General features: G+C 74.2%; 18 protein-coding genes. 8 read left to right on the top strand and 10 right to left on the bottom strand.

Annotation, left to right across the window (positions count from 1 at the left end; genetic code table 11):
- The first annotated feature begins 54 nt into the window (after nt 1-54).
- Complete coding sequence (locus ACZ6JT_RS22360; RefSeq protein WP_469212181.1) at nt 55-1,125, top strand: FAD-dependent oxidoreductase; 1,071 nt, start codon at nt 55-57, stop codon at nt 1,123-1,125.
- Between the two features lie 77 nt (nt 1,126-1,202).
- Nucleotides 1,203-1,718: a hypothetical protein gene (locus ACZ6JT_RS22355; protein ID WP_469212180.1), complete on the top strand. Its 516-nt coding sequence runs from the start codon at nt 1,203-1,205 to the stop codon at nt 1,716-1,718.
- A 47-nt stretch (nt 1,719-1,765) separates the two neighbouring features.
- Here ACZ6JT_RS22355 and ACZ6JT_RS22350 read toward each other — a convergent pair whose 3' ends face one another.
- Complete coding sequence (locus ACZ6JT_RS22350; protein WP_469212178.1) at nt 1,766-3,304, bottom strand: DUF6056 family protein; 1,539 nt, start codon at nt 3,302-3,304, stop codon at nt 1,766-1,768.
- Nucleotides 3,305-3,553: 249 nt separating this feature from the next.
- On the opposite strand from ACZ6JT_RS22350, the gene ACZ6JT_RS22345 reads away from it, so the two are divergent.
- The gene (locus ACZ6JT_RS22345; protein ID WP_469212177.1) at nt 3,554-4,942 is read left to right on the top strand and encodes a glycoside hydrolase family 15 protein; all 1,389 of its coding nucleotides are present in this window, start codon (nt 3,554-3,556) and stop codon (nt 4,940-4,942) included.
- Between the two features lie 7 nt (nt 4,943-4,949).
- Here the strand turns inward: ACZ6JT_RS22345 and ACZ6JT_RS22340 are convergent, their stop codons facing one another.
- Together ACZ6JT_RS22340 and ACZ6JT_RS22335 are read right to left on the bottom strand one after the other, a co-directional pair.
- Nucleotides 4,950-5,438: a hypothetical protein gene (locus ACZ6JT_RS22340; RefSeq protein ID WP_469212175.1), complete on the bottom strand. Its 489-nt coding sequence runs from the start codon at nt 5,436-5,438 to the stop codon at nt 4,950-4,952.
- Nucleotides 5,439-5,577: 139 nt separating this feature from the next.
- Nucleotides 5,578-7,683, bottom strand: a complete 2,106-nt coding sequence (locus tag ACZ6JT_RS22335; protein ID WP_469212173.1) for a PIG-L family deacetylase — start codon at nt 7,681-7,683, stop codon at nt 5,578-5,580.
- A gap of 285 nt (nt 7,684-7,968) precedes the next feature.
- Between ACZ6JT_RS22335 and lnt the strand changes: the two genes are divergently transcribed.
- The 3 genes from lnt to ACZ6JT_RS22320 all read left to right on the top strand — a co-directional run bounded on the left by lnt (nt 7,969) and on the right by ACZ6JT_RS22320 (nt 11,491).
- Nucleotides 7,969-9,615, top strand: a complete 1,647-nt coding sequence (gene lnt, locus ACZ6JT_RS22330) for an apolipoprotein N-acyltransferase (protein WP_469212171.1) — start codon at nt 7,969-7,971, stop codon at nt 9,613-9,615.
- Between the two features lie 36 nt (nt 9,616-9,651).
- The gene (locus ACZ6JT_RS22325; RefSeq protein ID WP_469212169.1) at nt 9,652-10,137 is read left to right on the top strand and encodes an NUDIX hydrolase; all 486 of its coding nucleotides are present in this window, start codon (nt 9,652-9,654) and stop codon (nt 10,135-10,137) included.
- A 127-nt stretch (nt 10,138-10,264) separates the two neighbouring features.
- A complete protein-coding gene (locus tag ACZ6JT_RS22320; RefSeq protein ID WP_469212167.1) occupies nt 10,265-11,491 on the top strand; it encodes an acyltransferase family protein in 1,227 nt (408 codons plus the stop codon).
- Here ACZ6JT_RS22320 and ACZ6JT_RS22315 read toward each other — a convergent pair.
- Both ACZ6JT_RS22315 and ACZ6JT_RS22310 read right to left on the bottom strand, forming a co-directional pair.
- Complete coding sequence (locus ACZ6JT_RS22315) at nt 11,488-12,264, bottom strand: trypsin-like serine peptidase (RefSeq protein ID WP_469212164.1); 777 nt, start codon at nt 12,262-12,264, stop codon at nt 11,488-11,490. The genes ACZ6JT_RS22320 and ACZ6JT_RS22315 overlap by 4 nt on opposite strands.
- 106 nt (nt 12,265-12,370) lie before the next feature.
- The gene (locus ACZ6JT_RS22310; protein WP_469212162.1) at nt 12,371-13,825 is read right to left on the bottom strand and encodes a glycosyltransferase family 39 protein; all 1,455 of its coding nucleotides are present in this window, start codon (nt 13,823-13,825) and stop codon (nt 12,371-12,373) included.
- Between the two features lie 160 nt (nt 13,826-13,985).
- On the opposite strand from ACZ6JT_RS22310, the gene ACZ6JT_RS22305 reads away from it, so the two are divergent.
- On the top strand, nt 13,986-15,275 hold the full coding sequence (locus ACZ6JT_RS22305; protein ID WP_385813296.1) for an ATP-binding protein: 1,290 nt from the start codon (nt 13,986-13,988) through the stop codon (nt 15,273-15,275).
- A gap of 156 nt (nt 15,276-15,431) precedes the next feature.
- Here ACZ6JT_RS22305 and ACZ6JT_RS22300 read toward each other — a convergent pair whose 3' ends face one another.
- The 5 genes from ACZ6JT_RS22300 to ACZ6JT_RS22280 all read right to left on the bottom strand — a co-directional run bounded on the left by ACZ6JT_RS22300 (nt 15,432) and on the right by ACZ6JT_RS22280 (nt 20,783).
- Entirely contained in the window at nt 15,432-16,034 is a 603-nt protein-coding gene (locus tag ACZ6JT_RS22300) for a hypothetical protein (protein WP_469212160.1), read from the bottom strand.
- Complete coding sequence (locus ACZ6JT_RS22295) at nt 16,031-17,647, bottom strand: serine/threonine-protein kinase (protein ID WP_469212157.1); 1,617 nt, start codon at nt 17,645-17,647, stop codon at nt 16,031-16,033. Before ACZ6JT_RS22295 ends, ACZ6JT_RS22300 begins: the two co-directional genes overlap by 4 nt.
- A 138-nt stretch (nt 17,648-17,785) precedes the next feature.
- Complete coding sequence (locus tag ACZ6JT_RS22290) at nt 17,786-19,039, bottom strand: Tm-1-like ATP-binding domain-containing protein (RefSeq protein ID WP_469212155.1); 1,254 nt, start codon at nt 19,037-19,039, stop codon at nt 17,786-17,788.
- Between the two features lie 48 nt (nt 19,040-19,087).
- Nucleotides 19,088-19,585: an NUDIX hydrolase gene (locus ACZ6JT_RS22285; RefSeq protein WP_469212153.1), complete on the bottom strand. Its 498-nt coding sequence runs from the start codon at nt 19,583-19,585 to the stop codon at nt 19,088-19,090.
- 142 nt (nt 19,586-19,727) lie between these two features.
- Nucleotides 19,728-20,783, bottom strand: a complete 1,056-nt coding sequence (locus ACZ6JT_RS22280; RefSeq protein WP_469212151.1) for a cation diffusion facilitator family transporter — start codon at nt 20,781-20,783, stop codon at nt 19,728-19,730.
- 179 nt (nt 20,784-20,962) lie between these two features.
- Between ACZ6JT_RS22280 and ACZ6JT_RS22275 the strand changes: the two genes are divergently transcribed.
- The gene (locus ACZ6JT_RS22275) at nt 20,963-23,383 is read left to right on the top strand and encodes an ABC transporter ATP-binding protein/permease (RefSeq protein ID WP_469212149.1); all 2,421 of its coding nucleotides are present in this window, start codon (nt 20,963-20,965) and stop codon (nt 23,381-23,383) included.
- Nucleotides 23,384-23,387: the final 4 nt, after the last annotated feature.

Raw genomic sequence — 23,387 nt, 5'->3', positions numbered from 1 at the left:
ATGTAGTACCACGGATGTGGTAGTCGGGTTGGACGCACGGTGAGGGGCCGCCCCATGAGCAGCGAGACCGCGCACGAGGCCGTCGTCGTGGGGGCGGGGGTGGGCGGGCTCGCCACCGCCATCGGCCTGCGCCGCGCGGGCTGGACGGTCACCGTCCTGGAGCGCCGGACCGCGCCCGACCGCTACGGCACCGCCTTCGGCATCCACCCCACCGCCCAGGCCGCCCTCGACCGCCTCGGCCTCGGCGACGCGCTGCGGGCGCGTGCGGTCCCGTACCGCGACGCCCGGATCCGGCGCCCCGACGGCACGGTGCTGGCCGCCCTCCCGCTCGAACGGATCGAACGCAAGGGGGGCAGGCCGGAACTGCTCATTTCCCGCCCCTACTTGATCGACGCGCTGCTCGCCGAGCTCGACCGGCTCGGCGGCGTACGCATCGAGTACGGGCACCGGCTCACCGACGCGGCCGCCCTCGCCGCCGGCCCGGACCGCCTGGTCGTCGGCGCCGACGGCATCAACAGCGTGGTGCGTACGGCGTACTTCGGCCACCGCAGCGGGCCACGCCCGATCGGCACGGTCGCCTGGATCGGCATCGCCGGCTTCGAGACCGGCCTGTACGGCGAGACCTGGGGCGACGGCCGCTTCTTCGGCATGACCCCCGTCGAGCCCGGCCGCACCAACTGGTACGCCACCGTCCCCGAGGCCACCACCGCCCGCAAGGTACGGGCCGCCTTCGCCGACTGGCACGACCCCGTCCCGCGCGTCCTGGCCGAGACCGACCCGGCGACCTGGATCCGGTACGAGATGCGCCACCTCTACCCCGCGCTCCCCACCTTCGTCGCCGACGGCCGGGTCGCCCTCGTCGGCGACGCCGCCCACGCCATGACGCCCAACCTCGGCCAGGGCGCCTGCACCGCCCTCCTCGACGCCGAGGCGCTGACCCGGGCCGTGGCCGCCACCGGGACCGCCGGCGGACCGGCCGGCCTGCCCGGCGCCCTGCGCGCGTACGACACCGAGCGGCGTCGCAGCGCCCAGCGCGTGGCGTTCGGATCCCGGAACCTGCACCGTTTCGCGACCGCCTGCCGGCCCGCCCTGCGCGACGCGCTCGTCGGCCTGCTCCCCGGCTGAAGGCCCGCGGAGGGCCCGCTGATCCGACCGGGCGAGGGGCGGTGGCGTACCAGCGCAACGTGAGTACGCTGCTACACATGACGGCTCACCCCCCGGGTCCGTTCTGGACGGGCCGGGCCTCCAACCGCGTGCAGTGGCTGCTCGCAGCGGCCGGCGCGGCCTGTCTGGCGCTCGGCGTCGAGCTCGCCGTCGACAACGCCTGGACCTCCGGCTTCGTCCCGCTGCTCATGGCGGTGGCCGGCTGCCTCGCCGCCGGACTGCTCATCCTCTACGGCACGCTCGCCTTCGTGCACGTCGCCGTCACCATCGACTCCGAGGCCCTGATCGTGCGCTGCGGCCACATGGGGCTGCCGCGCCGCACCATCCGGCTCACCGAGGTGACCTCCGCGGAATTCCTCCCGCGGATCACCCCGCAGCAGTGGGGCGGCTGGGGCTACCGCTGGCGCCCCGAGAAGGGCACCGCGGTCATCGTCCGCCGGGGCGAGGGCCTGGAACTGCGCCTCGGCGACGGCAAGCTCTTCACGGTCACCGTCGACGACGCGGAGGACGCCGTCCGCGTCATCCGCACCCACCTGCGCGCCCTCGCCCGCTGACCCGTCTCCTCCGGATCCGGTCTGCCGCGCCCGCGGTGAGCCGGTGGTCAGACGCGGTGGATGCGTTCGACGCCGTACCAGTTCGAGACGCAGGCGGCCACCCAGTCCCGCTCGTAGTCCTCCGTGAAGAAGGGCTCGGAGAGGACCCCGATGTACAGGGGCCGGTAGCCCACGTCCGTGGCGCCCTGCGCGGTCTCGGCGAGGATGCGGGAGTTCTGGGCGTCCCAGGCCACCGAGCGGGCGACCGTCGTCGTGGTGAGTTGCCGGACGCTCGGGACGAGCGCGGTCACCGAGGCCAGCGCCAGGCAGCCCGCCGCCACGGCGGCGGTCGCGAGGGACGCGTCGGGGGAGCGGCGGCCGGCGAGCCACCGGCCGCCCCGGGCGCCCAGCAGCGCGCCGTAGCCGCAGAGCGCGAGTTCCATCGGCACGATGAAGTTCGTCCAGGCACGGCCGAAGGTCCACCCGCTCGGGCCGTAGCCGCTGTGCAGCCCCACGACCACCGCGAACGACCCCAGCACCACCACGGGCACCGGCAGCAGCAGCGCGGCCGTCAGCGTCCGGCGCGGGACGGTCCGCCGTGTCTCCCGCTTGCCGGCCGTCCGCCCGGGCACACAGCACGCCAGGCCCAACAGCACGCCGACGGCCGCGGCTCCGAGGTACGCCCACTGGCCCGTGACGACGTCCCACACGCGCAGCCAGTCCGCGAAGGCGCCCCGGAGCTCGCCCGCGGAAAGCATGGACTCCTTGTTCAGCCGTTGGGCCCGCCGCCACCGGGCGCCCGGCGAGGTGTACAGCACGGCCATGCCGAGGACGAGGCCGGAGCACCACACCAGGCACCAGGCCGACGGCAGCCAGTTGCGCGCCAGAGCGAACCTGGGCACGCAGACCAGGGCGACCAGGCCGGCGAGCAGAGCGCTGACGAGCGTGAACGGCTCGCTCAGGGTGCCGAGCACGAAGGCGAGGAGGAACGCCGAGACGAAACCGGCCACGCGGGCGGGGCCCCGGGGGCGGCGGACCGTCCACAGCGCCAGCAGGACCGCCCACACGCCGAGGACGCTCGGCAGGGTGTGCGAGATCGTCGCCGGGGCCCACAGCAGTACCTGGTAGCTGTGGGTGCCCGCGAAGTAGATCAGCGCCTGCACGACCAGGGCGCAGGCGGTCAGGACGAGCAGCCGGGGCCGGCCGCCGAGCAACCGGACGAGCTCACGCCCCAGCAGGACCAGTCCGACGGTGAAGCAGACGACGATGACCGTCGGCAGGATCTTGGTCCCGGCCGGTCCGTCGCCGTAGACGACGCCGCTCAGGAAGGCGTTGGCGATCCTGCCGTTCTGGGTCCGGTAGAAGTCGGACGTGATGCCGAGGACCCCCAGATCGCGGGTCTTCCACGCGGCACACCAGTCGTCGGAGGTGGGCCGCACGTAGAGACCGAGGAAGCAGCCGACGGCGACCAGGGCACCGGCCACCGCGACGAGCGTCGCCCCGGTCGCCCGGAGGAGCCGGCGCAGGACGGGTCCGCGGCCCGTTCCCCCGCCCGGCGCGGGACCGGGGGCACGGACGTCCTCGTCCTCTATCGCAGCCGTGCTCATTCACCACCTCTTCGCGGCGGGGACCCGCACTTCGCGGCGGGGGCCCGGGAATACCCATCGTGTGCACGGCCCGCCGCCCCCTGCATCCCGGGGCGCCCGGACGGACGAGTGCGGAGCGGCGAGGCCCCCGGGGACGACTCGGCCCCTCGGTCACCCGGGCGGCGGCCGATCCGTGGCAGCCGCCGCCCCGCTCTCCCAGGATGGGGAAGCCGGGTCCGCACGGACCCGGGGACGGCGGAGGGAGTGGCGATGCCCGGTGTCCTCGGCTGCTGGGCGGTCGCCACGGCCGCTTTCGCGAGCTTCGCGGTCCCCCTGTGTCCCGTGGGCAGTCACGCGCCCCTGTCGGCCCTCGTCGCACCCACCGTCGGCCTGCTCTCCAACACCACCGCCGCCGAAGGGGTTCCGCCGGCCGTCGCCGAGGGCGCGCGGTACGTCGAGGGGAGCAACGTCCTGAGGCTGGCGTCGGGCCGGTGGCAGTACCTGCCCGCCGGCCGGAAGGCGTCGCTCGTCGTCGACGACGGCCATCCGCCGGCCGTGCGGCAGATCGCGCAGAGCCGCGCCTGGCTGGCCTCCGGCCGGGTCCCGGGCAGGTCGCCGGCCCAGCGCGCGGCGGCCGAGCGGGCCCTCCTCGCCCTGCGCGGCCTGCTGCGGCCCAACGGCGCCGTCGCCGCGGGGTGGAGCCCCGGCTGGCAGTACTCCTGGCCGCGCGACTCCAGCTTCGCCTCCGCCGCGTTCGCGCACACCGGCCACGACGAGGAGGCCTACCGGATCCTGCGCTACAGCGCCGCGACCCAGCGCACGGACGGCACCTGGGAGGCGCGGACGAAGCTCGACGCCTCCGGCCCGCCCGACGGCAGGTGGTGGCAGCTCGACGCCAACGGCTGGGTCCCGTGGGCCACCTGGCAGTGGTACCGGACGGCCCCCTCGGACACCCGCCGCCTCCGGCTGGCCGTCCTCTATCCGATGATCCGCAAGGCGGCCGACCGCGCGGCGGCCTCCCTGCGGGCGGACGGCCTGCCACCGGCCTCCCCCGACTACTGGGAGCTGATGACGGCCACCACGAACATCGGTACCGCCGCCCCGCTGCTCGCCGGTCTCAACGCCTCCGCCGACCTCGCCCGGGAGGCGAACCGGCCGCAGGACGCGGCGCGCTGGGCCCGGGCCGCGCGGCGGCTGTCGGCCGGGATCTCCGCACGGTTCGCTCCGCTGGGCTACCAGCGCACCGTCGACGGCCGGCACGGACGCGACAGCGCGGTGACGTTCATGGCGCCCCCCTTCAACGCGGCCCCCGCCGGCCTGCCCGGGGCGCTGGACGCCACGTACCGGGCGCTGCTCCTGCCCAACGGGGGCCTGACCCCCGGAAACGACGCCACGGCGCCCTGGGGCGGCAACGCCTGGACGCCCAGTACGGCGCTCTTCGCGCTCGCCTGGGCCGCCACGGGAAGGCCGGCGAAGGCCGGACCGGTGCTCGACTGGGTGCTGGCCAACCGGAACGCGCTCGGTGAACTCCCCGAGAAGGTGGACAAGGAGGGCAGGCCCGCCTCGGTCGCTCCCCTCGCGTGGACGGGCTCGATCGCCCTCCTGGCCCTCGTGGCGCTCGACGGCACCGCACTCCCTGCCCCGCCCCTGCGGTCTTGAGGCAGGCTCAGACCGGATCCGTGCCGTCACCGGGCGGCGGTGCGGTGCGCAGCCGCTCCAGCGCGGCCAGCAGGTGCCGGTAGGCGAGCCGTTCGGCCGCCACCGCCCGGACGAGCGGCGGGTGGTACGGATCACGTACGGAGCGGGCCCGCGCCGCGGCCGCGATCCGGAGCCGCCGCGCCCGGTCCACCTCGGTCCGAGCCGCGAGGTACGCGTCGTCGAGGAGCCGGTGGTCGAGGACTTCGGCGAAGGCGCGCCCGGCCGGCGCGTCGAGCCGGTCGAGGTCGTCGGAGCAGCGTGCGGGGGTCTGGCCGGCGCAGCTTTCGCCGAGGGCCCGGGACAGCGATCCGAGGGTCGCGCCGAGCTCCGGGTACCCCCACGTCGGCGCCGCGTCGTTCCGGCAGCCGGTGGCGAGGGCCACGAGCACGGCGGCGCAGGCCACGGCGCGGACCCGTCCCGGTCCCGCGCTCCCGCGCGCGGTGGAGCGAGCGGTCATGGCAGCTCCCGTCACCCGCGGGGGGCCGGTCAGCCGGTCAGCCCGTCGGGAGCCGGCCCCGGCCGCGTCCCGACGTGGTGCCCGCCATCGTCACCCGCACGGGTCGGCGCTGCCACCCGGAGCCACGGGAGCGGGCGCTCTAGCGCCCGGCCTGGACCATCGTCGAGGGCTGGACGGCGCGGTGCCAGGGGGAGGAGGGCGGGCGGCTGCCGGGGGGCCCGGATCCGGCCGGGGGAGCCGTCGTCACGTGGAGACCGGCGTCCAGGCCGAGGGCCGCGGCGAGGGCCGTGCCGTCCGGCTCGGCCACGGCCGCCGGCGCGCCCGTGTAGAGCATCTGGGACTCGTACCAGGACGGCGCGTCGCCCGGGCCCGACACGCCGATCGTGCCGGTGCCGGCGCGGCCGGCGAGCAACCCGCCCGTCACGCCGACGGCGCCGTAGCCGCCCTCGCCGCCCGCCTCGGTGACCGGGGAGAACACCGGCGCGGAACCGCCCGCGGTGGCCAGGGTCGTACCGACCGTGCCGGTGCCGGGGCGGCGGAACCAGAGGCGGACGCCGTCGCCCTGCGGGCTCGCCGAGAGCGGACCGGTGGTCGCCGGCAGTCCGGTCGGGAGGGGGCCGCCGAACGGGGCGTCCGGCGCCGGCTGGACCCAGGCCAGTACGGACCGGGCCGTGGCCGCGTACACGTGGCGCCGTCCCGCCGCGTCGGTCGCGGTGACCGGGTCGCCCTGCAGCGCGGCGCCGCCGAGGGACCGCCACGCGCCGAAGGAGCCGTCCGGGGTGTCCTGCGCGCGGGCACGCAGGGTGCGCAGGGAGTCGCGTACGTACAGGGTCATCCGGCCCGCGCGGTCCACGGCCACGGCCGGTGCGCTGATCGCCGAGGTGCCGGACACGTCGTCCGTGTCCGGGGTGCCGAGCGACTGCCACGGGCCGAAGGCGCCGCCGGGCGCCCTCTGGACGGCGTACACGAGGTCGCGTCCGTACTCCTGGGGTGCGGTGCCCAGGGTGGTGCGGGTGCCGAAGACGGCGATCCTGCCGTCGGGGAGCCGGACGGAGGTCGCGCCGGCGTCGATCCCGGCGCCGGGAAGGAACGCGGGGCCCTGCCAGGGGGCCTTGGGGCCGCTGCGCGACCAGTACGCCATCCGGCCGTCGAGGACGGCGAAGGCCCACAGCCGGCCGGCCGCGCCCTCGGTCATCCAGGAGGTGCCGTCTCCCCGGCTGTAGCGGATGGTCTGGTTCCAGCCGGCGCCGGTGGGCCGGGTCGCGGTCTTGCGGTCGCCGCAGCCGGCGGTGCTGCCGCACCAGTCCTGGTGGTCCGTCCAGGCGTAGGTCTTGAGGTAGCCGAGCTTCTCCTCGGCCGCCTGCGGGTCGAGCGTCGGGGGCAGCGAGCTGTTGGGGTAGCTCACGTAGTTCTGCACCGAGAAGTGCGGCCGGTCCGTGGAGCGCGCGTAGCGTTCGGCCGCGGCCTGCACGAAGCGGGCGCCGTACATGTGGTCCTGGTGGTCGAGGAAGGCCCCGCCGCCCTGCGCCCGGCCGGGCGTGGGGTCCTGCGTCCGTATCGTCGTCGGCCGGAACCTCGCGAGGACGTCCGCTATGGCCTCGACGGCCTGGTCCTTGGTGTACGAGAACGCGCTCTTGACCGGCGTCCCGGAGGTCAGCTGGGAGCCCAGCGCGGCCACCTTGCCGTCCCACAGGCCGCGCAGGCTGTCCGGGTTGTCGCCGGAGATGCTGCGGGCCTCACGGAGCTGCATCCATATGAGGCTGACCTCGGGCCGGGCGACGAGGACGTCGACCTCGGCGCTCCCGCCACCGGCGGTGGGTATGGAGGTGCGCTGCCAGGCGCTGGTGCGGTTGCCGGTGGCCATCTGCGCGTAGGCGGCCCGGATGCCGTTCTGCCGGGCCTCCGCGTAGGCGGCGTGGTCGGCGGGGCGTGCCGGGTCCTCCAGGTGCGGGCTGTGGGCCTCGTTCCTGCCGTCGGACTCGCCCGAGGTCAGGTACACCGTGGCGACCTTCACGCCCGTCGATATGGAGCGGCTCAGGTCGGGGTTCATGAAGAAGAGGTCGTCGTCGGGGTGTGCCACGACGTGGAGGACCGTGCCTTCGGTCACACTCGGTCGGACGACCGCCTCCGGAGCCGCCGGCTCCGGGGCGTTCCCGTATCCGTAGGCCCAGGTCGTCACCCCGGCCGCGCCGATGGTGAGCGCGGTGAGCAGGGCCGCGAGGCGGGTGCGGCTGGCCAGGGACATGTACGACGCCTTGAGGATCGGTCCGGTGCGGAGTTCCGCCGAGGGAGTGAGTCGGTGTCCCGATGGCTCCACCGCTTCCGGAGACGACCGGCCCCGATTATGCCCCGCGGGTTTGCGACTGACACACCCTCAAACGGCATATGGAATAAGTCGAGTTGAATGCGGTATATGCGATGGATATCCCATTTGTCATCACTTGGGTGGTGGTCGCGACGGGCCCGGACCGGCCCGGACCAGCCCGGGCGCTTACCGGCCTCCGAGGCGCGGGGACGTACACTCCGCCAGATGAGCAGCAGTGTCACCCGCGCGGCCGGGAACGAGCCCTCGCAGCCCGCCGACGGCCCCCCGGCCGAGGCCGCCCCGCGCCACGCCACGGCCCCCGGCGACGCCGTCACGGCACCCGCCCCCGCCCGGCGCAGGGGAGCCCGGCTGGTGCGCCCCGTGCTCGCCGTCCTCTCCGGCGTGCTGCTCTACCTCAGCTTCCCGCCCCGCCCCCTGTGGTGGCTGGCGCCCTTCGGCATCGCCCTGCTCGCCGGCTGCCTCCACGGCCGCCGCGCCCGGGCCGGATTCGGCCTCGGCTTCCTCGCCGGCCTCGGCTTCCTGCTCCCGCTCCTCGTCTGGACCGGCGAGGAGGTCGGCCCGGTGCCGTGGCTGGCACTGGTCAGCCTCGAAGCCCTCCTGATCGGCCTCACCGGCCTCGGCATCGCCCTCGTCACCCGGCTCCCGGCCTGGCCGCTGTTCGCCGCCGCCGTCTGGGTGGCGGGCGAGGCCCTGCGCGCCCGGGCGCCCTTCGGCGGGTTCCCCTGGGGCAAGCTCGCCTTCGGGCAGGCCGACGGCGTCTTCACCCCGCTCGCCGCGCTCGGCGGCACCCCGCTGCTCTCCTTCGGCGTCGCCCTCTGCGGATTCGGCCTCTACGAAGCCGTGCGCATCGGCCGCCGTCACCCCGGCCGCACCGCCGCCGCGCTGACCGCGCTCACCATCGCCGCGCCGATCGGCGCGGGACTCGCCGCCCGCCCGCTCGTCTCCGACGCGGCCGAGGACGGCACCGTCGTGGCCGCCGTCATCCAGGGCAACGTGCCGCGCCTCGGCCTCGACTTCAACTCCCAGCGCCGCGCCGTCCTCGACAACCACGCCAGGCGCACCATTCAGCTCGCCGAGGACGTCAAGGCCGGCCGCGTCCCGAAGCCCGACTTCGTCGTCTGGCCGGAGAACTCCTCCGACCTCGACCCGTACGCCGAAGCCGACGCCCGCGCCGTCATCGACGAGGCGGTCAAGGCCATCGGCGTGCCCGTGGCCATCGGTGCCGTCGTGTCCCCGGAGACGGGTCCGCTGCGCAACACGATGATCCTCTGGGACCCGGTCGCGGGCCCGACCGAGACCTACGACAAGCGCAAGATCCAGCCCTTCGGCGAGCGCATCCCGATGCGCTCCTTCGTCCGGCTGTTCAGCGCCGACGTGGACCGGGTGCGCCGGGACTTCGGCCCCGGCAAGGACCCCGGCGTCTTCGACATGGCCGGCAGCGGCGTGGGCATGGTCACCTGCTTCGAGGCCGCCTTCGACGACGCCGTCCGCTCCACCGTCCGGGACGGTGCCCAGGTGATCGCCGTGCCGAGCAACAACGCCACCTTCGGCCGGACCCAGATGACCTACCAGCAGCTGGCCATGGACCGGATCCGCGCCGTCGAGCACAGCCGGACCGTCCTCGTCCCCGTCACCAGCGGAGTCAGCGCGGTCATCCGCCCCGACGGCAGGATCACGGCGCAGACCAGGATGTTCACCGCCGACGCCCTCGTCGCCGAGATCCCGCTGCGCTCCACCCGTACCCCGGCCACCGTCGTCGGACCGCTGCCCGAGTACGCGCTGCTCCTCCTCGCCGCCGGCGGCTTCGGCCTGCTCCTGGCCCGACGTATCCGCCCGCGCCGGGAGGCGTGAGACCGGGGCCGGCGCCCGGCCTCGTAGGGTCGGGGGATGACCACACCCGATTTCATCCGCGCCATCCGGGCCACCGCCGGGCACCAGCTGCTCCTGCTCCCCGGGGTCACGGCCATCGTCCTCGACGACCTGGGCCGGGTGCTGCTCGGCCGGCGCTCCGACACCGGCCGGTGGTCGGTGGTCGGGGGGATCGCCGAACCGGGGGAGCAGCCCGCCGAGACCGCCGTGCGCGAGGTGTACGAGGAGACGGCGGTGCGCTGCGTCCCCGAGCGGGTGGTGCTCGTCCAGATGCTGGAGCCGATCACCTACCCCAACGGCGACATCTGCCAGTTCCAGGACATCACCTTCCGCTGCCGCGCGACCGGCGGCGAGGCGCGGGCCAACGACCACGAGTCCCTCGAGGTGGCCTGGTTCGAGGTGGACGCGCTGCCGCCGCTGGAGCCGTTCGCCCTAGACCGGATCCACCGGGCCCTGCGCGACGAGCCCACCTGGTTCGCGGCGCCCGCGCAGATCCCGGAATAGGACGCGTCCGGCAAACCGGCCGGGTGTGGTCCGGCTCACCTGGGGATGATCGGGAACGGGCTGTAGGGTTCCGCAGATCCGACGGCGGTCATCGGACAGTCGTACGTTCACAAGGGGTGGTCGAGGGATGGGCGCGGGCAGTTCAGCCGGAGGGCCGCAACCGGGCGACGGCACGCGGGCCGGTGCCGCACACGACGGCCGTACGCGCAGGGGAGCCGCCGGCGGACGCCTGGCGGTCCTCGACGGCGTCCGCGTCCTCGCCGCGCTCTCCGTGCTCTTCTACCACTACGTGGTCCTCGACAGCGCCTGGGGCGAACCGACCGAGGGCGTCTTCCCGGCCGCCCACGGGTTCGCCGTCTACGGCTGGCTGGGCGTGGAGATCTTCTTCCTGGTCAGCGGGTTCGTCATCTGCATGAGCGCCTGGGGCCGGACCGTGGGCGACTTCGCGGTGTCCCGGATATCCAGGCTGTTCCCCGCCTACTGGGCGGCCGTGGCCTTCACCTCCCTCGTGCTGTTCACCTGGCCCGAGGTGCGGAGGATCAAGGCCGGTGACGCGGTGGTGAACCTGTCGATGATGCAGGCCGGCATCGGGGTCCCGCACATCGACGACGTGTACTGGACCCTCTTCGTGGAGCTCAAGTTCTACGTCCTGTTCGCGGTCGTCGTCATGCGCGGTGTGACGTACCGCAACTGCGTCCTCTTCTGCGGCGTGTGGACCCTCGCCGGCGTGGTGGCGCCCGCCGTCGACAGCGGCGTGCTGTCCTTCTTCGCGGCGTCATCCGCCTCCCCGTACTTCATCGCCGGCATCGCCTTCCACCTGATGCGGCGCTTCGGGCCGAACGCGGTCCTGTGGGTCGTCGTCGGCCTCCAGTTCCTCCTCGCGCAGCACCACGTCCACGACCGCATGACCGCCAGCCTGGGCCCCGGCGTCACCCAGCAGACGCCCGTCTGGCCCGCCCACGTGATCATCCTGCTCGGGTTCCTCCTCATGGCGGCGATAGCCCTCGGCGCCCTCGACGGCATCCGCTGGCGCTGGCTCCCGCGCGCCGGGGCGATCACGTACCCGCTCTACCTGATCCACATGCTGGCCGGGCTGACCCTGATCCACCACTTCCGCCACGAAGTGGCGCCCGTACCCCTGGCCATCGGCGTCACCACCCTCATGGTGCTGCTCGCCTGGCTCATCCACCGGTTCGTCGAACGCCCGCTGGGCCGCTTCCTGCGCGACCGGCTGCGGCGCGGCATCCAGGACATCCGCTCGGGCACCCCGGCCGCGCCCCCGCTCCTACGGCTGCCCGCGCAGCCCTCCGCGCCCGAGGCGGAACGCATCCCGGCCGGCGGCCGCCGGGCCTAACCGGCGTCGGCCGCCTCCCGGTACAGCTCCACCGCCTGGTCGCCCATCACCGCGCTGTACGAGATCTCCGGCACGCTCCCGCCGTCCTCGTGGCCGCCGAGCACCCCGGCCAGTGCGCCGTCCACCAGCCAGGGGCTGCCGCTGGTGCCGCCGCTGAGGTCGGGGCAGCCGATCCGCCGCTGGGTCTCGGAGAACAGGTCGGTGGTGTTGGCGCAGCGCAGCGGGGCATCCAGGGTCCGCGGGTATCCGATGACCGTCACCGCGGCGTCGTCCGGCTGCTCGGCGGCCACCGGGAAGCCGCCCACGAGGTCCTCGACGGACCCGCCCCGCCCGGCGTCCACCGGGGCCACCGTCGCGAAGGCGATGTCGTCGTCCGGGTCGTGACCCTCGGTCCAGCCCGGGGCCAGGTACACCCCGGTGAGCTTCCACAGGCCGTACGGGGCCTCGCCGTCCCGGTAGCCCGGCGCGAAGACGGTGGTGTACGGGCTCTCCAGGCAGTGCGCGGCCGTGGCGATCACATCGCGGTCGTCGCTGCGCACCACGGCGGCGGTGCAGAAGTGCCCGCCGTCGAGCCCGTCCGCGAAGAGCGCGCCCACCCGGTCCGCCGTGGCGTCGGGCGGTGCCCACGCGGTGATCCCGAACGGCGGTCCGGCCGCGGCGTCCGGCAGGTCCACGCCGAGCAGCGCCGCCATCGCGGTCAGCGCGAGCAGGATCCGTGACGCCCGCCGCGCACGGATGCGCCGGGCCGGCCGGGGGAGCAAGCGGTGGATCATGTCTCCACCCTGCCCGCCGAACCCATGTCCGGAGCTCGGTGTTCCGTATGAATCCCCTGTGAATCCCGTGGACCCGAGGTGAAACCCGGACGAGCCGGCCACAGCACTAGCCGCGGCGCTCGTACACCGTCACGCGGCGGCCCCGCACCTGCCGGTCCTCCACCACCGCGAAGTGCTCCCGCAGGACCGCGGCCTTCGCCTTGTCCCGCTCCGCCGACGGGGCCTTCGCGACCTTCGCCGAGTCCGTCACCAGCAGCACCCGCCGCTGCCCGAGCAGCGAAGCCCGGATCCGGTCCGGCTGCGCCTCCTCGCCCTTGAGCGTCGCCGAGTCGGCCGGGGTGCGAACCAGCGCCAGGTCGGTCAGGCCCGTGAAGGCGCCGGGTGAGACCAGCGCGGTGTCCCGTCGCGCGGCCGGCACGAACAGCACCGCGTCCCCGTCCCGCTTCAGCCGGTCCACCTCGCCGGCCACCGCCAGGACGTCGTCGACGCGGCTGGCCGGGGCCCGCTTGCCCAGCTCGACCGGCAGCAGGGCCACCACCGCCACCCCGACCACACCCGGCACGAGCAGCCCGGCCGCCCCGGGGAAGCGCGGCGCGCACGCCCGTACGGCCGCGCCCAGCGCGGCGCCGATCAGCAGCGCCAGACCCACCATCGAGAACAGCACGTACCGGTCCAGGAACAGCGGCTGGACCAGCGAGAGACCGATCAGCCCGAGCTGCGGCACCGCCAGCAGCGGCAGGCCCACCGCGGCCGCCGAGAGGCTCTTGCGGTCGGGCCGGTCCGCCCACGCGCCGAGCCCGCCGACGGCGAGGAGGATCGCCGGGCCGATCAGCATGTGCCAGGTCAACGGGGGTATCCACGACACCTGGTCCGACTGGCCCCGGCTGAACAGGATCAGCGGCAGCGCCCCCGCCACCGCGGCCGAGCCGTACGCCGCCCAGCGCAGCAGGACGCCGCGCCCGGCCCGCACCCACCACAGGGTCGCCGCGTGCGCCGGCAGGACCAGCAGCGACAGCCAGTTCAGCAGGGCGCACACCAGCACCGTGACCGCGTACGCCGTCCAGCGCGGCCAGACTCGCCGCGCGGGCCCGCCCTCCACGAGCGAGACCAGCAGCAGGGTCGACAGACCGGCCCCGGCCGCGACCAGCGCGTACGGCCGGCCCTCCTGGAGGTAGAACTGGACGGCCGGCAGCAGCCCGAGGGCCAGCCCGCCGCCGAGCCCCGCCCAGAAGCCCGCCAGCCGGCTACCGATCAGCGCCACGCACGCCGCGGCGGCGGCGACCGCCAGCACCGACGGCAGCCGCAGGGTGGTCGTACTCGCCCCGAAGGCCTCGAAGAGCCCGTGCATCAGCAGGTAGTAGAGCCCGTGCACGGCGTCGACGTTCCCGAGCATGCGCCATATCTCGCCGGCCGGCCGCCCCGCCACCTGCCAGGTCGCCGCCTCGTCCCGCCACACGCTGTCCTGCCGGGAGAGCCCCCACAGGCCGAACGCCAGGGTCCACAGGAGCGGGACGAGGGGGAGGAGGAGCCCGCGTCGGGCCGCGGATATGTGGCAAAGCATGAAGGTGCTGGGATCCTCGGTCTGGTGTTCGGGCGGAAGCCACCAGTCTATGGACGACACGGACGGTTTCCGGACCGCCTGTTGTGCACGACGGAGCGTGATCGTCCGGTACTGCCGCCCCTAGCCTCGCCGCAGGAGCACGAACGAGGGGCGGTACCCGGTGCAATGGCTCATCCACGACTACCGCGAGAGTGATCTCGCAGCGGTGGTCCACCTGATCGACACCACGGCCGAACTCGGCCAGGAGTCCGTCTTCTCACTCGCCGAGTGCATCAGCGCGCTGACCGACCGCCAGCCCTGCGTGGTCGCCGTCCACCAGGGCGTCCCGATCGGCGCGGCACTCGCCTGCGTCACCGGGGAGCGGGCCTGGGTCATGCGCATCGCGATCGCCGCCGGCTGGCGCGGCCGCGGCCTCGCCAGCGCCCTGCTCGTCGAGTTGGAGCGACGGCTCATCGCCGCGCGCGTCGGCCGCATCGCCTACGTGCTGCCCGAGGAGGACCTGCTCGGCGAGGGCCTGCTCAACGCCGGCTACACCCGGCAGCCCGCGGTCGCCTACTTCGAGAAGACAGAGCCCCTGCACGGGCCGGCCGCCGGCCTCCTCGACGACCTCGGCGGCCGCTTCCTCCCCAACGACCTGTGGGTCAAGGTCGCCGGCATGGAGAAGGAGAAGGACCTGATCGAGCGGCGCGTGGTGCTGCCGCTCGCCGAGCCCGAGCGGGCCGCCTCGCACGGGGTGCGGCCGCCGCGGGCGATCACCCTCTTCGGCCCGCCCGGCACCGGCAAGACCACCTTCGCCCGGGCCATCGCCTCCCGGCTCGGCTGGCCGTTCGTGGAACTGCTGCCCTCCCGCCTCGCCGACGAGGGCAACCTGGCCGCCGCGCTGCGCGACGCCTTCGCCCGGATCGCCGAGCTGGAGCGCGTACTCGTCTTCATCGACGAGGTGGAGGAGATCGCACCCGTGCGCACCGAGCCGGCGCAGCCCGGCGGGATCCACGGCGTGACGAACGAGCTGCTCAAGCTGATACCGGGCTTCCGGGAGGGCGACGAACGGCTGCTGGTGTGCGCCACCAACTCCATCCGCTCCCTCGACCCGGCCTTCCTGCGGCCCGGGCGCTTCGACTACCTGATCCCGATCGGCACCCCGGACGCCGGGGCGCGCGCCGCGATCTGGTCCCGCTACACGGCGGGGCGCGCGGACGTCGACGTGGCGGCCCTGGTGGCGGCGACCGAGCTGTTCACGCCGGCCGACATCGAGCACGCGGCCCGGATCGCGGCGCAGGTGTCCTTCGAACGGGACCTGGAGGCCGTGGGCGCGCGGGGCGCCGCCGCCGCTCAGCTGGGCGCCACCACGGAGGACTACCTGGCAGCGGTCCGGCAGTGCCGGCCGACGGTGACCCCGGCGATGACGGGCGAGTTCGAGGCGGACATCACGGCGCACGCCCGGTTCTGACCTCGGTCACGCCCCACGGACTTCCGTCCCCCGGTTGCGGCGGGGGACGGAACGCGCATCGGCCCGCGGCCGCTACCCAAAGCGGCCGCGGGCCTCCCGCGCGGACGTGGCATCCGCGCGGGACGGCCACGCTCCCCGCAGCCGAGCGGCCGGCCGCTACGGGGCGCAGTGGTACGTGAAGTCCACCGCGGCCGTGCGCCGTTCCGGGGACAGCAGCCGCAGTTCGGCCCGCGCCGGATAGTCACCCGCGCCCCGGAAGGTCCACAGCAGGTGCAGCCGGGCCTCGCGCTGTCCGCGCGGCACGCGCTCGGTCAGCTCCTCCGACTGCGTGCCGTCGCTGCGGATCCAGCGGTAGGAGAGGGTGCCCGGGCGCCCGTTGGTCCCGACGACGGCGACCACGTCGGCCGTCGCGTCACAGGGCGGGCCCTGGGGACCGGTGCTCACGGCCACGTCCCGGACCTCGATGCCGGGACCGAACCGCTGCCAGCCGAGGTACGCGAGGACGGCGGCCAGCACCAGCGCGGCGAGGGCGTACCGCCGCAGGCCGGCGATCCGGCGGCGCCGGGGCGCGGCGACGGACGCCACCACCACGGGGAACGGCGCGGGCATGGCCGCGGTCACCCCGGGCCCGAACCGGAGCACGGATCCCTCGACCCGGTCCGGGGTCACCTCCGGGGCCACCGGGGGACCGGAGAACCAGTGGCTCCCGAGGACGGTGGCGCTGTAGTCGTCGCCCTCGGGGGCGCGCGGATCGGTCATCGGGGCACGTCCTGGCAGCGCAGAAGGTACTGGGAGGCCGACGCGGACTTGTTCCCGGCGGCCGGCTTCGTGGTCACCCGGACGCCTCCGTAGCAGCCGCGGTCACGGGTGAAGGTGTGGGACTTGACCACGGTGACGGGGGAGCCGGCCTGGACCGTGAACGACTCCGTGCCGTCGGCGACGGAGTAGGAGCCCTGCGCACCGCCCAGGAACCACTCCAGCACCACGGTGACCGGCCCGGTGCCCTGCGCGGCGACCGAGACGGTCGCATCGCCCCGGTACACGCCGTTCTTCAGCGACACGTCGACCTTCGTGACCACCAGGGTCGGCGTCGGCGTCGGCGTGGGCGACCAGCTCACCGTCGGCTTCGGGGTGGGGCTCGGCGGGGACGAGGGCGACGCGGTCGGCGATGCGGACGCGGACGTGGTCGTGGACGGCGAAGGACTCGGGGACGCCGAGGCGCTGGGACTCGGCGAAGCGGAAGCGGAAGGGGAGGGCGTGGCATTCGGGGTCGGGGACGCCGATCCGGGCGGGGCCGCGCTCGTCGTGGCGAAGGCGCTCAACGCCGAGGCACCGCCGGGGGACGCGCCGATCGCGTCCGTGGTCAGCACCACCACCGCGCCGAGGACCAGGGCCACCCCCGCCGCGAGCCAGCCGCTGCGGCCGGGCGCCCAGCCCGAGCCACTGCCCAGGGTGGTCGTGGCCACCGCCGTGGTGCCCGCCGCCGGGGCGCCGGCCGAGGGGAACAGCAACGGCAGCAGCGCGGCCAGCGCCGCCAGCTTGCGCTGCCCGCGCTCCTCCCACTCGGGGCCGTACGCGGCCAGGGCCACGCCCTCCAGCTCCGCCACGAACGCCTCGGCGTTCTCCGGACGCTGTTCGGGCTGCTTGGCGAGGCCGCGCCGGATCAGCGGTCGTACGGGCTCGGGGGCCTCGGTCTCCGGGACCGGCGCCTCCATGTGCTGGACGGCGAGCTCCGCGAAGTTCTCCCCGTCGTACGGCTTGCGGCCCGTGAGGCACTCGAAGAAGGTGGCCGTCGCCGCGTACACGTCGGCCGCGGGCGAGGCCGGCCGGCCCTGCCACTGCTCGGGGGCCATGTAGGCGGGGGTTCCGGCCACTCCGGGCGTGGCGCCGCGGTTCGCGGCGATCCCGAAGTCCACCAGTTTCGAGGTGCCGTCGGCCGCGACCAGCACGTTCTCCGGCTTGTAGTCCCGGTGGACGACACCGGCCCGGTGCGCGGCCGCGAGCCCGAGCAGCGATCCCTTGAGCACCACCAGCGCGGCCTCGGCGTCCGCCTGCCCGGACTGCTTGAGCAGCGCGCGCAACGAGATGCCGTCGACGAGCTCCATCACGATGGCCGCGCCGCCGGGCGCCTCCACGTACTCGTACAGCCGCACCACGTACGGGGTCCCGAGCCCGCCCAGGAGGCGGGCCTCGGCCCGGAACTCCCCGACGAACGCGGGGTCCTCGCGCAGCCGGTCGCTGAGGTACTTCACGGCGACCGCCGTGCCCGTGGCGTCGTGGACGGCGAGCACCACGCGACCGCTGCCGCCCGCGCCGAGCTCCCGGACCTCCGTGTAACCGGGGACCGACCATGCCGCCCGTGTGTCCTTCATCGTTCCCGCCCCCCTGTCCGGCCGTCCGCCGTGCCGTGCCGCACCGTGTCCCCGTGGCCGGTCGGTGACCGGCCACCCCCTGGGACACGATTCCGGCACGGCCGGTTCCCAGCCGTGGGGGTGTCTCAGGCGCGGCTCTCAGGCCGCGGCCGCCATCGCGCCGATCATGTCGTGCAACCGGTCGGCGGCCGCCCGTCCGAAGGCAGGGTCGTTGATGTGCGTGTCGTAGTCGTAGAGCCGGGCGGCGCTGCCCCGCAAGCCTTCGCGCAGCGCCGTGAACAGAGCCCGGTCCGCGCCGGGGTCATGGTACGGCCCGCCCGGCGCTCCGAGCGTGGACAGTCCGCGGAGCGGGACGCAGACCGCCGTGGGGCCGGTCGCGGCGCGGAGTTTGGCGGCGACGCGGCGGCCGAGTTCAGCGCATTCCTCCTGGTTCGTTCGGATCACCGTGATGGACGGGTTGTGGACGTGGACGCCCCGGTCGAGGACCCGCCGGGGCAGGCTCTCCAGCGGGCCGAACTTCACCATGTCCAGCGCCCCCAGGCTCACCACCTGCGGGATCCCGGCCCGCCCGGCCGCGCTGAGCCGGTCCGGGCCCGCCGTGAGGATGCCGCCGCACAGGTCGTCGGCGAGCTCGCTGAGGGTGAGGTCGAGGACGCCCGCGAAGACCCCCTGGCCGGCCAGGGTCTCCAGGGTGCGGCCGCCGGTGCCGCTGACGTGGAAGACGAGCACCTCGTAGCCGAGGTCCGTCAGCCGCTCGCGCGCCGCGTCCACACCGGCCGTGGTCACGCCCGCCATGCTCGCCGCGATCAGCGGGCGGCCGCCCGCCCCCAGCCGGGGCGGGCGGAGCTCCAGGGCGGCGCGGGCGTAGGCCCTCGCCATCCCGACGACCGCCTCGACGGCGTTCGCGAGGACCGGTCCGGAGACGCTGTTGATCCCCGCGATGTCCACCACGCTGTACATCATCGTGATGTCCGAGGAGCCCACGTAGGGGCTGACGTCCCCGGACGCCATGGACGAGACCATCACTTTCGGTACGCCCAGCGGCAGGGCGCGCATCGCCCGGGTGGCGATGGAGGTGCCGCCGCTGCCGCCGATCGCGAGCACCCCGTGCAGCCGGCCCTCGGCGTGCAGACGTAAGAGCGTCGCCTCCGCGCCGCGGGCCATCGTGGTCACGGCCGCGCCCCGGTCGGCGGCCGCGCGCAGTTCCGGCAATGCCGTTCCCGCCGCCCGGGCGACCGCGTCCCGCGGCACGTCGGCGGGCACCCGGGGTTCGCCCATGATTCCTGTGTCGACCAGTACCACTTCGACGCCGGCGCGCAGCAACCTCTCGCGCAGCCAGCCGTACTCCACACCCTTGGTGTCCAGGGTTCCCACCAGCACGACGTTCGTCATATGTGCAATGTCCATGCAGGTGGGGGAGTTGGCAAGCGCACGTACGAGTCAGCCCCCGAGGCCCCCCAGGAGCTCCAACAGCCGCTCCAGGAAGGGTACCTGAGACTTAATCAGCATCTTTTCGGCCAAGGGCGGAGCGAACCACGACACCCGGTCCAGCTCCGGGAACTCCTCTACCTTCCCGGAGTGCGGGGGCCACTCCATCGTGAAGGTCCCGGGCACCATCAGCTCCGGGTCGAGGTCCGCCTCCACCGCCCAGATGGTCACCAGCTTCCCGCTGGTCAGCCGTACCTCGCCCAGCGGCAGGTACTCGCCCTCCGGCGGGGGCAGCCCGATCTCCTCGGTGAACTCCCGGCGGGCCGCGTCCCGCGGTGTCTCCTCCGGGCCGTACTCGCCCTTCGGGATGGCCCAACCGCCGGCCTCCCGGCCGGCCCAGAGCGGGCCGCCCATGTGCCCGAGCAGGACCTCGACCCCGGCCCCCTCCGCTTCCGGCCGTCCGCCGGTCCGCCGGAACAGGAGCAGTCCGGCACTGCGCTTGTGCGTCATGGGACCATCCATGCCCCGTGCGGGCGCGCATCAGTGCTCCGGGTCGAGCGGCACGTGGTGAGGGGCGCACGGGCGGGAGCGCGGGGGTCGGGGAGCGCGGGTGGGAGCGCCGGGGCGGGGGTCGCGCGGGCGGGGCGGGCGGTCAGTGGGCGTGCGGGCCCTGCCGGTGAACCGGCCCGTGCGCGTCCGCGCAGTGGGGGTCGGAGGGGCCCTCGCCCGCGCGGCCGACCGTGAGGAGAGAATCCTGTACGTGGTCCACCTGGAGGGTGGTGTGCGTGATCCCGTACTCCTTGGCCAGCAGCCCCTCCAGGTCGCGGCGCACCGCGTGGCAGTCGCCCGCCGGCTCCACCAGCACGTGCGCCGAGAGGGCCGCCTGGCCCGAGGTGATGGTCCAGATGTGCAGGTCGTGCACCTCGGTGACGGGCGGGTGCCCGACGAGCCGGTCGCCGACCGCGTCCGGGTCCACATGCGCCGGGGCGGCCTCCAGGAAGATCCGGCCGGACTCGCGGACCAGCCCGTAGCCCGCCTTGACCATCAGCACCACCACCACGAGGGTCGCGATCGCGTCCGCCTGCCGGAAGCCGGTGGTCAGCAGGATCAGACCGGCGACGGCCGTCCCGATGAAGGCGAAGAGGTCGTTCAGGATGTGCTGGTAGGCACCCTCGACGGCCAGCGAGGACCGGTTCGCCCGGGAGATGCACCAGGCCGCCGCCACGTTGACGACGATGCCCGCGAGCGCCGTCACGAGGACCAGCCCGCCCTCCACCGGCGGCGGATCCACCAGCCGGCGCACCGCCTCGTACGCCAGCCAGACCGCCAGCAGGAGCAGCGTCAGACCGTTGGCCTGGGCGGAGAGTATCTCCGCGCGCTTGAGGCCGTAGGTGAATCCGCCGCGGGCCGGGCGGGCCGCCAACCGCATCGCGATCAGCGCGAGGACGATCGAGACGGCGTCCGTCAGCATGTGCGCCGCGTCGGAGATCAGGGCCAGGGAGTTGGCCACGATGCCGATGCCCACCTCGACGGCCATGAACGTGCCGATCAGACCCAGCGCGATCGCCAGCCAGCGGCGATCGGCGTCGGCGGACACCCCGTGGCTGTGTCCCGCGTGCCCGTGACCGTGACCGTGACCGTGCCCGTCCTCGTGCCCGTTTCCGTTCCCCGGCCCGTGGTCGTCGTGCGTGTGGTCGTGCCCACTCATGGCGTCCCCCGTCTCAGCGCGGCACCCGTGTGTTCGGTTCCGTCGCGTGAAGTGAAGCGCACCCCGGCGAGATGGGCAAAGGCTGCAACGGGGACCGTTGTCATTACCCATAAGAGGCCTCTGACCTGCGGTGATGTGGGGCCGCTGCCGGGCGGGCGGGTTCGTGGGAAAATCTGCTCATGGTCCAGCGCCCCGGTGTGCCGACCGCACCCGAGCTCGTCCTGGTGACCGACACGGGCTCCGTCGCGATGAGCCCGGGCCGGACGTACCGCGTCGGCAGGGACCCGCTCTGCGAGATCTGCCTGCAGGACGGCAGGGTCTCCTGGCACCACGCGGTCCTGCGCCCGGAGGGCGACCACTGGACGGTGGAGGACGAGCACAGCACCAACGGCACCTGGGCCGACGGCCGGCGCGTCCACGAATGGAGCGTCGGCGCCGGCAGTCAGCTGCGGTTCGGCGACGCGGAGGACGGCCCGCGCGCCGTCCTCGTCGGTCCTCCGCCGCCCCCCTCGGCCGCGCCGCCCCCGCCGGCCGCGGCCGAGCCCTCCGCCGCGCCGGACGCCGCGTACGCCGGCCGGCCGTCCCGGGTCTCGTCGCTGTCGCGTACCTTCCAGCGGCCGACGACCGTGCGCCCGCTGCTCGCCCGTACCGCCCTGCGCATCGGCCGCGACCCCGAGAGCGACCTCTTCATCGACGACCTCACCGTCTCCCGCCGGCACGCCGAACTCCGCGCCCTCGCCGACGGAAGCTACGAGATCGCCGACGTCGGCAGCCACAACGGCACCTACCTCAACGGCACCCGCCTCGACCGCCGGGCCGCCCCCCTGCGCCAGGGCGACATCGTCGGCATCGGCCACTCGGCCTTCTGCCTCGTGGGCGACCAGCTCGAGGAGTACGTGGACACGGGCGAGGTCTCGCTCGACGTCCAGGACCTCACCGTCGCCGTCGACAAGGGCCGCAAGATCCTCCTCGACCGGGTGTCCTTCCCCGTCGGAGCCAAGTGCCTGCTGGCCGTCGTCGGCCCCAGCGGCGCCGGCAAGTCCACTCTGCTCGGCGCGCTCACCGGACTGCGCCCCGCCGATCAGGGCACCGTCCTCTACGACGGACGCGACCTCTACCGCGACTACGCCGAACTGCGCCGCCGCATCGGCCTCGTCCCCCAGGACGACATCCTGCACTCGCAGCTCACCGTGCGGCGCGCCCTCGGCTACGCCGCCGAACTGCGCTTCCCGCAGGACACCGCCAAGGCCGAACGTCAGGCCCGGGTGGAGGAGGTGATCGGCGAACTCGGCCTCCAGCAGCGTGCCGACCAGACCATCCACAGCCTCTCCGGCGGCCAGCGCAAACGCGTGTCCGTCGCCCTGGAGCTGCTCACCAAGCCCTCACTGCTCTTCCTGGACGAGCCCACCTCCGGCCTCGACCCCGGCATGGACCGCTCGGTGATGCACATGCTGCGCGGCCTCGCGGACGACGGCCGTACGGTCATCGTCGTCACCCACAGCGTGCTCAACCTCGACGTGTGCGACCGCCTCCTGATCCTCGCGCCCGGCGGACGCACCGCCTACTTCGGCCCTCCGGAGAAGGCCCTCGGATTCTTCGGCTTCGAGCAGTGGCCCGAGGCCTACGAGGCGTTCGAGAACGACCAGAACCGCGACTGGGCCGGACAGTACCGCGCCTCACCGCTGCAGAGCCGCTACGTCGACGTCTCCGCCGGAAGGCCGCCGCCCCCTTCCGCGCAGGAGGCGGCACGGACTGCCGGCGCCGTGCCGCAGCCGCCGCCCAAGGCCCAGAGCTGGGGCTCCCAGCTCTCCACCCTGATCCGCCGGTACACCGCCGTGCTCAGTGCCGACCGCACCTTCCTGGCCATCATGATCGGGCTGCCGTTCGTCATGGGTTGCCTGGCCCGCGCGCTGGCAGGCAGCGCCCTCACGGCCGAGACGGGCCTGAACGCGCTGTTCATCCTGGTCCTGGGCGGTGTCCTGACCGGCTCCGCCAACGCGGTGCGCGAGATCGTGAAGGAACGCGTCATCTACCAGCGCGAGCGCGCCGTCGGCCTGTCCCGGTCGGCCTACCTGATGTCCAAGGTGGTGGTCCTCGGCGTGCTCACCATCGCCCAGGCCGTGGTCCTCACCGTCGTCGGCCTCGCCGGGGTCGACACCAACGCCCCCGGCGGCAAGGGGATCTTCCTGCCGCCGCTGGTCGAGATCGCCCTCGCCGTCGCCCTGCTGTCGTTCACCTCGATGCTGCTCGGCCTGATGATCTCCGCCCTGGTGACCAAGGAGGAGGCCACCATGCCGCTGCTGGTCCTCCTCACCATCGTCCAGTCCGCCTTCTGCGGCGCCCTGCTGAAGATCTCCGGCGTTCCCGTCCTCGAACAGCTGGCCTGGTTCGTGCCGGCTCGCTGGGCGATGGGCGCGATGGGCACCACCACCGACATCGGCGCGATCGTGCCCCTCAAGATCACCCAGGACCCGCTGTTCGATCACAAGACGAGCCTGTGGGTCCTCGAAATCGGGATGCTGCTCGTCCTGTCCGTGCTGTTCACCGTGCTGGTGGCCCGGATGCTGCGGCGCAACGAGCCCGCGGTCATGAGGAAGTAGCCGC

This window comes from Streptomyces sp. NPDC046308, from assembly GCF_055588065.1.
This window is presented reverse-complemented; position numbering and strand designations above follow the sequence as displayed.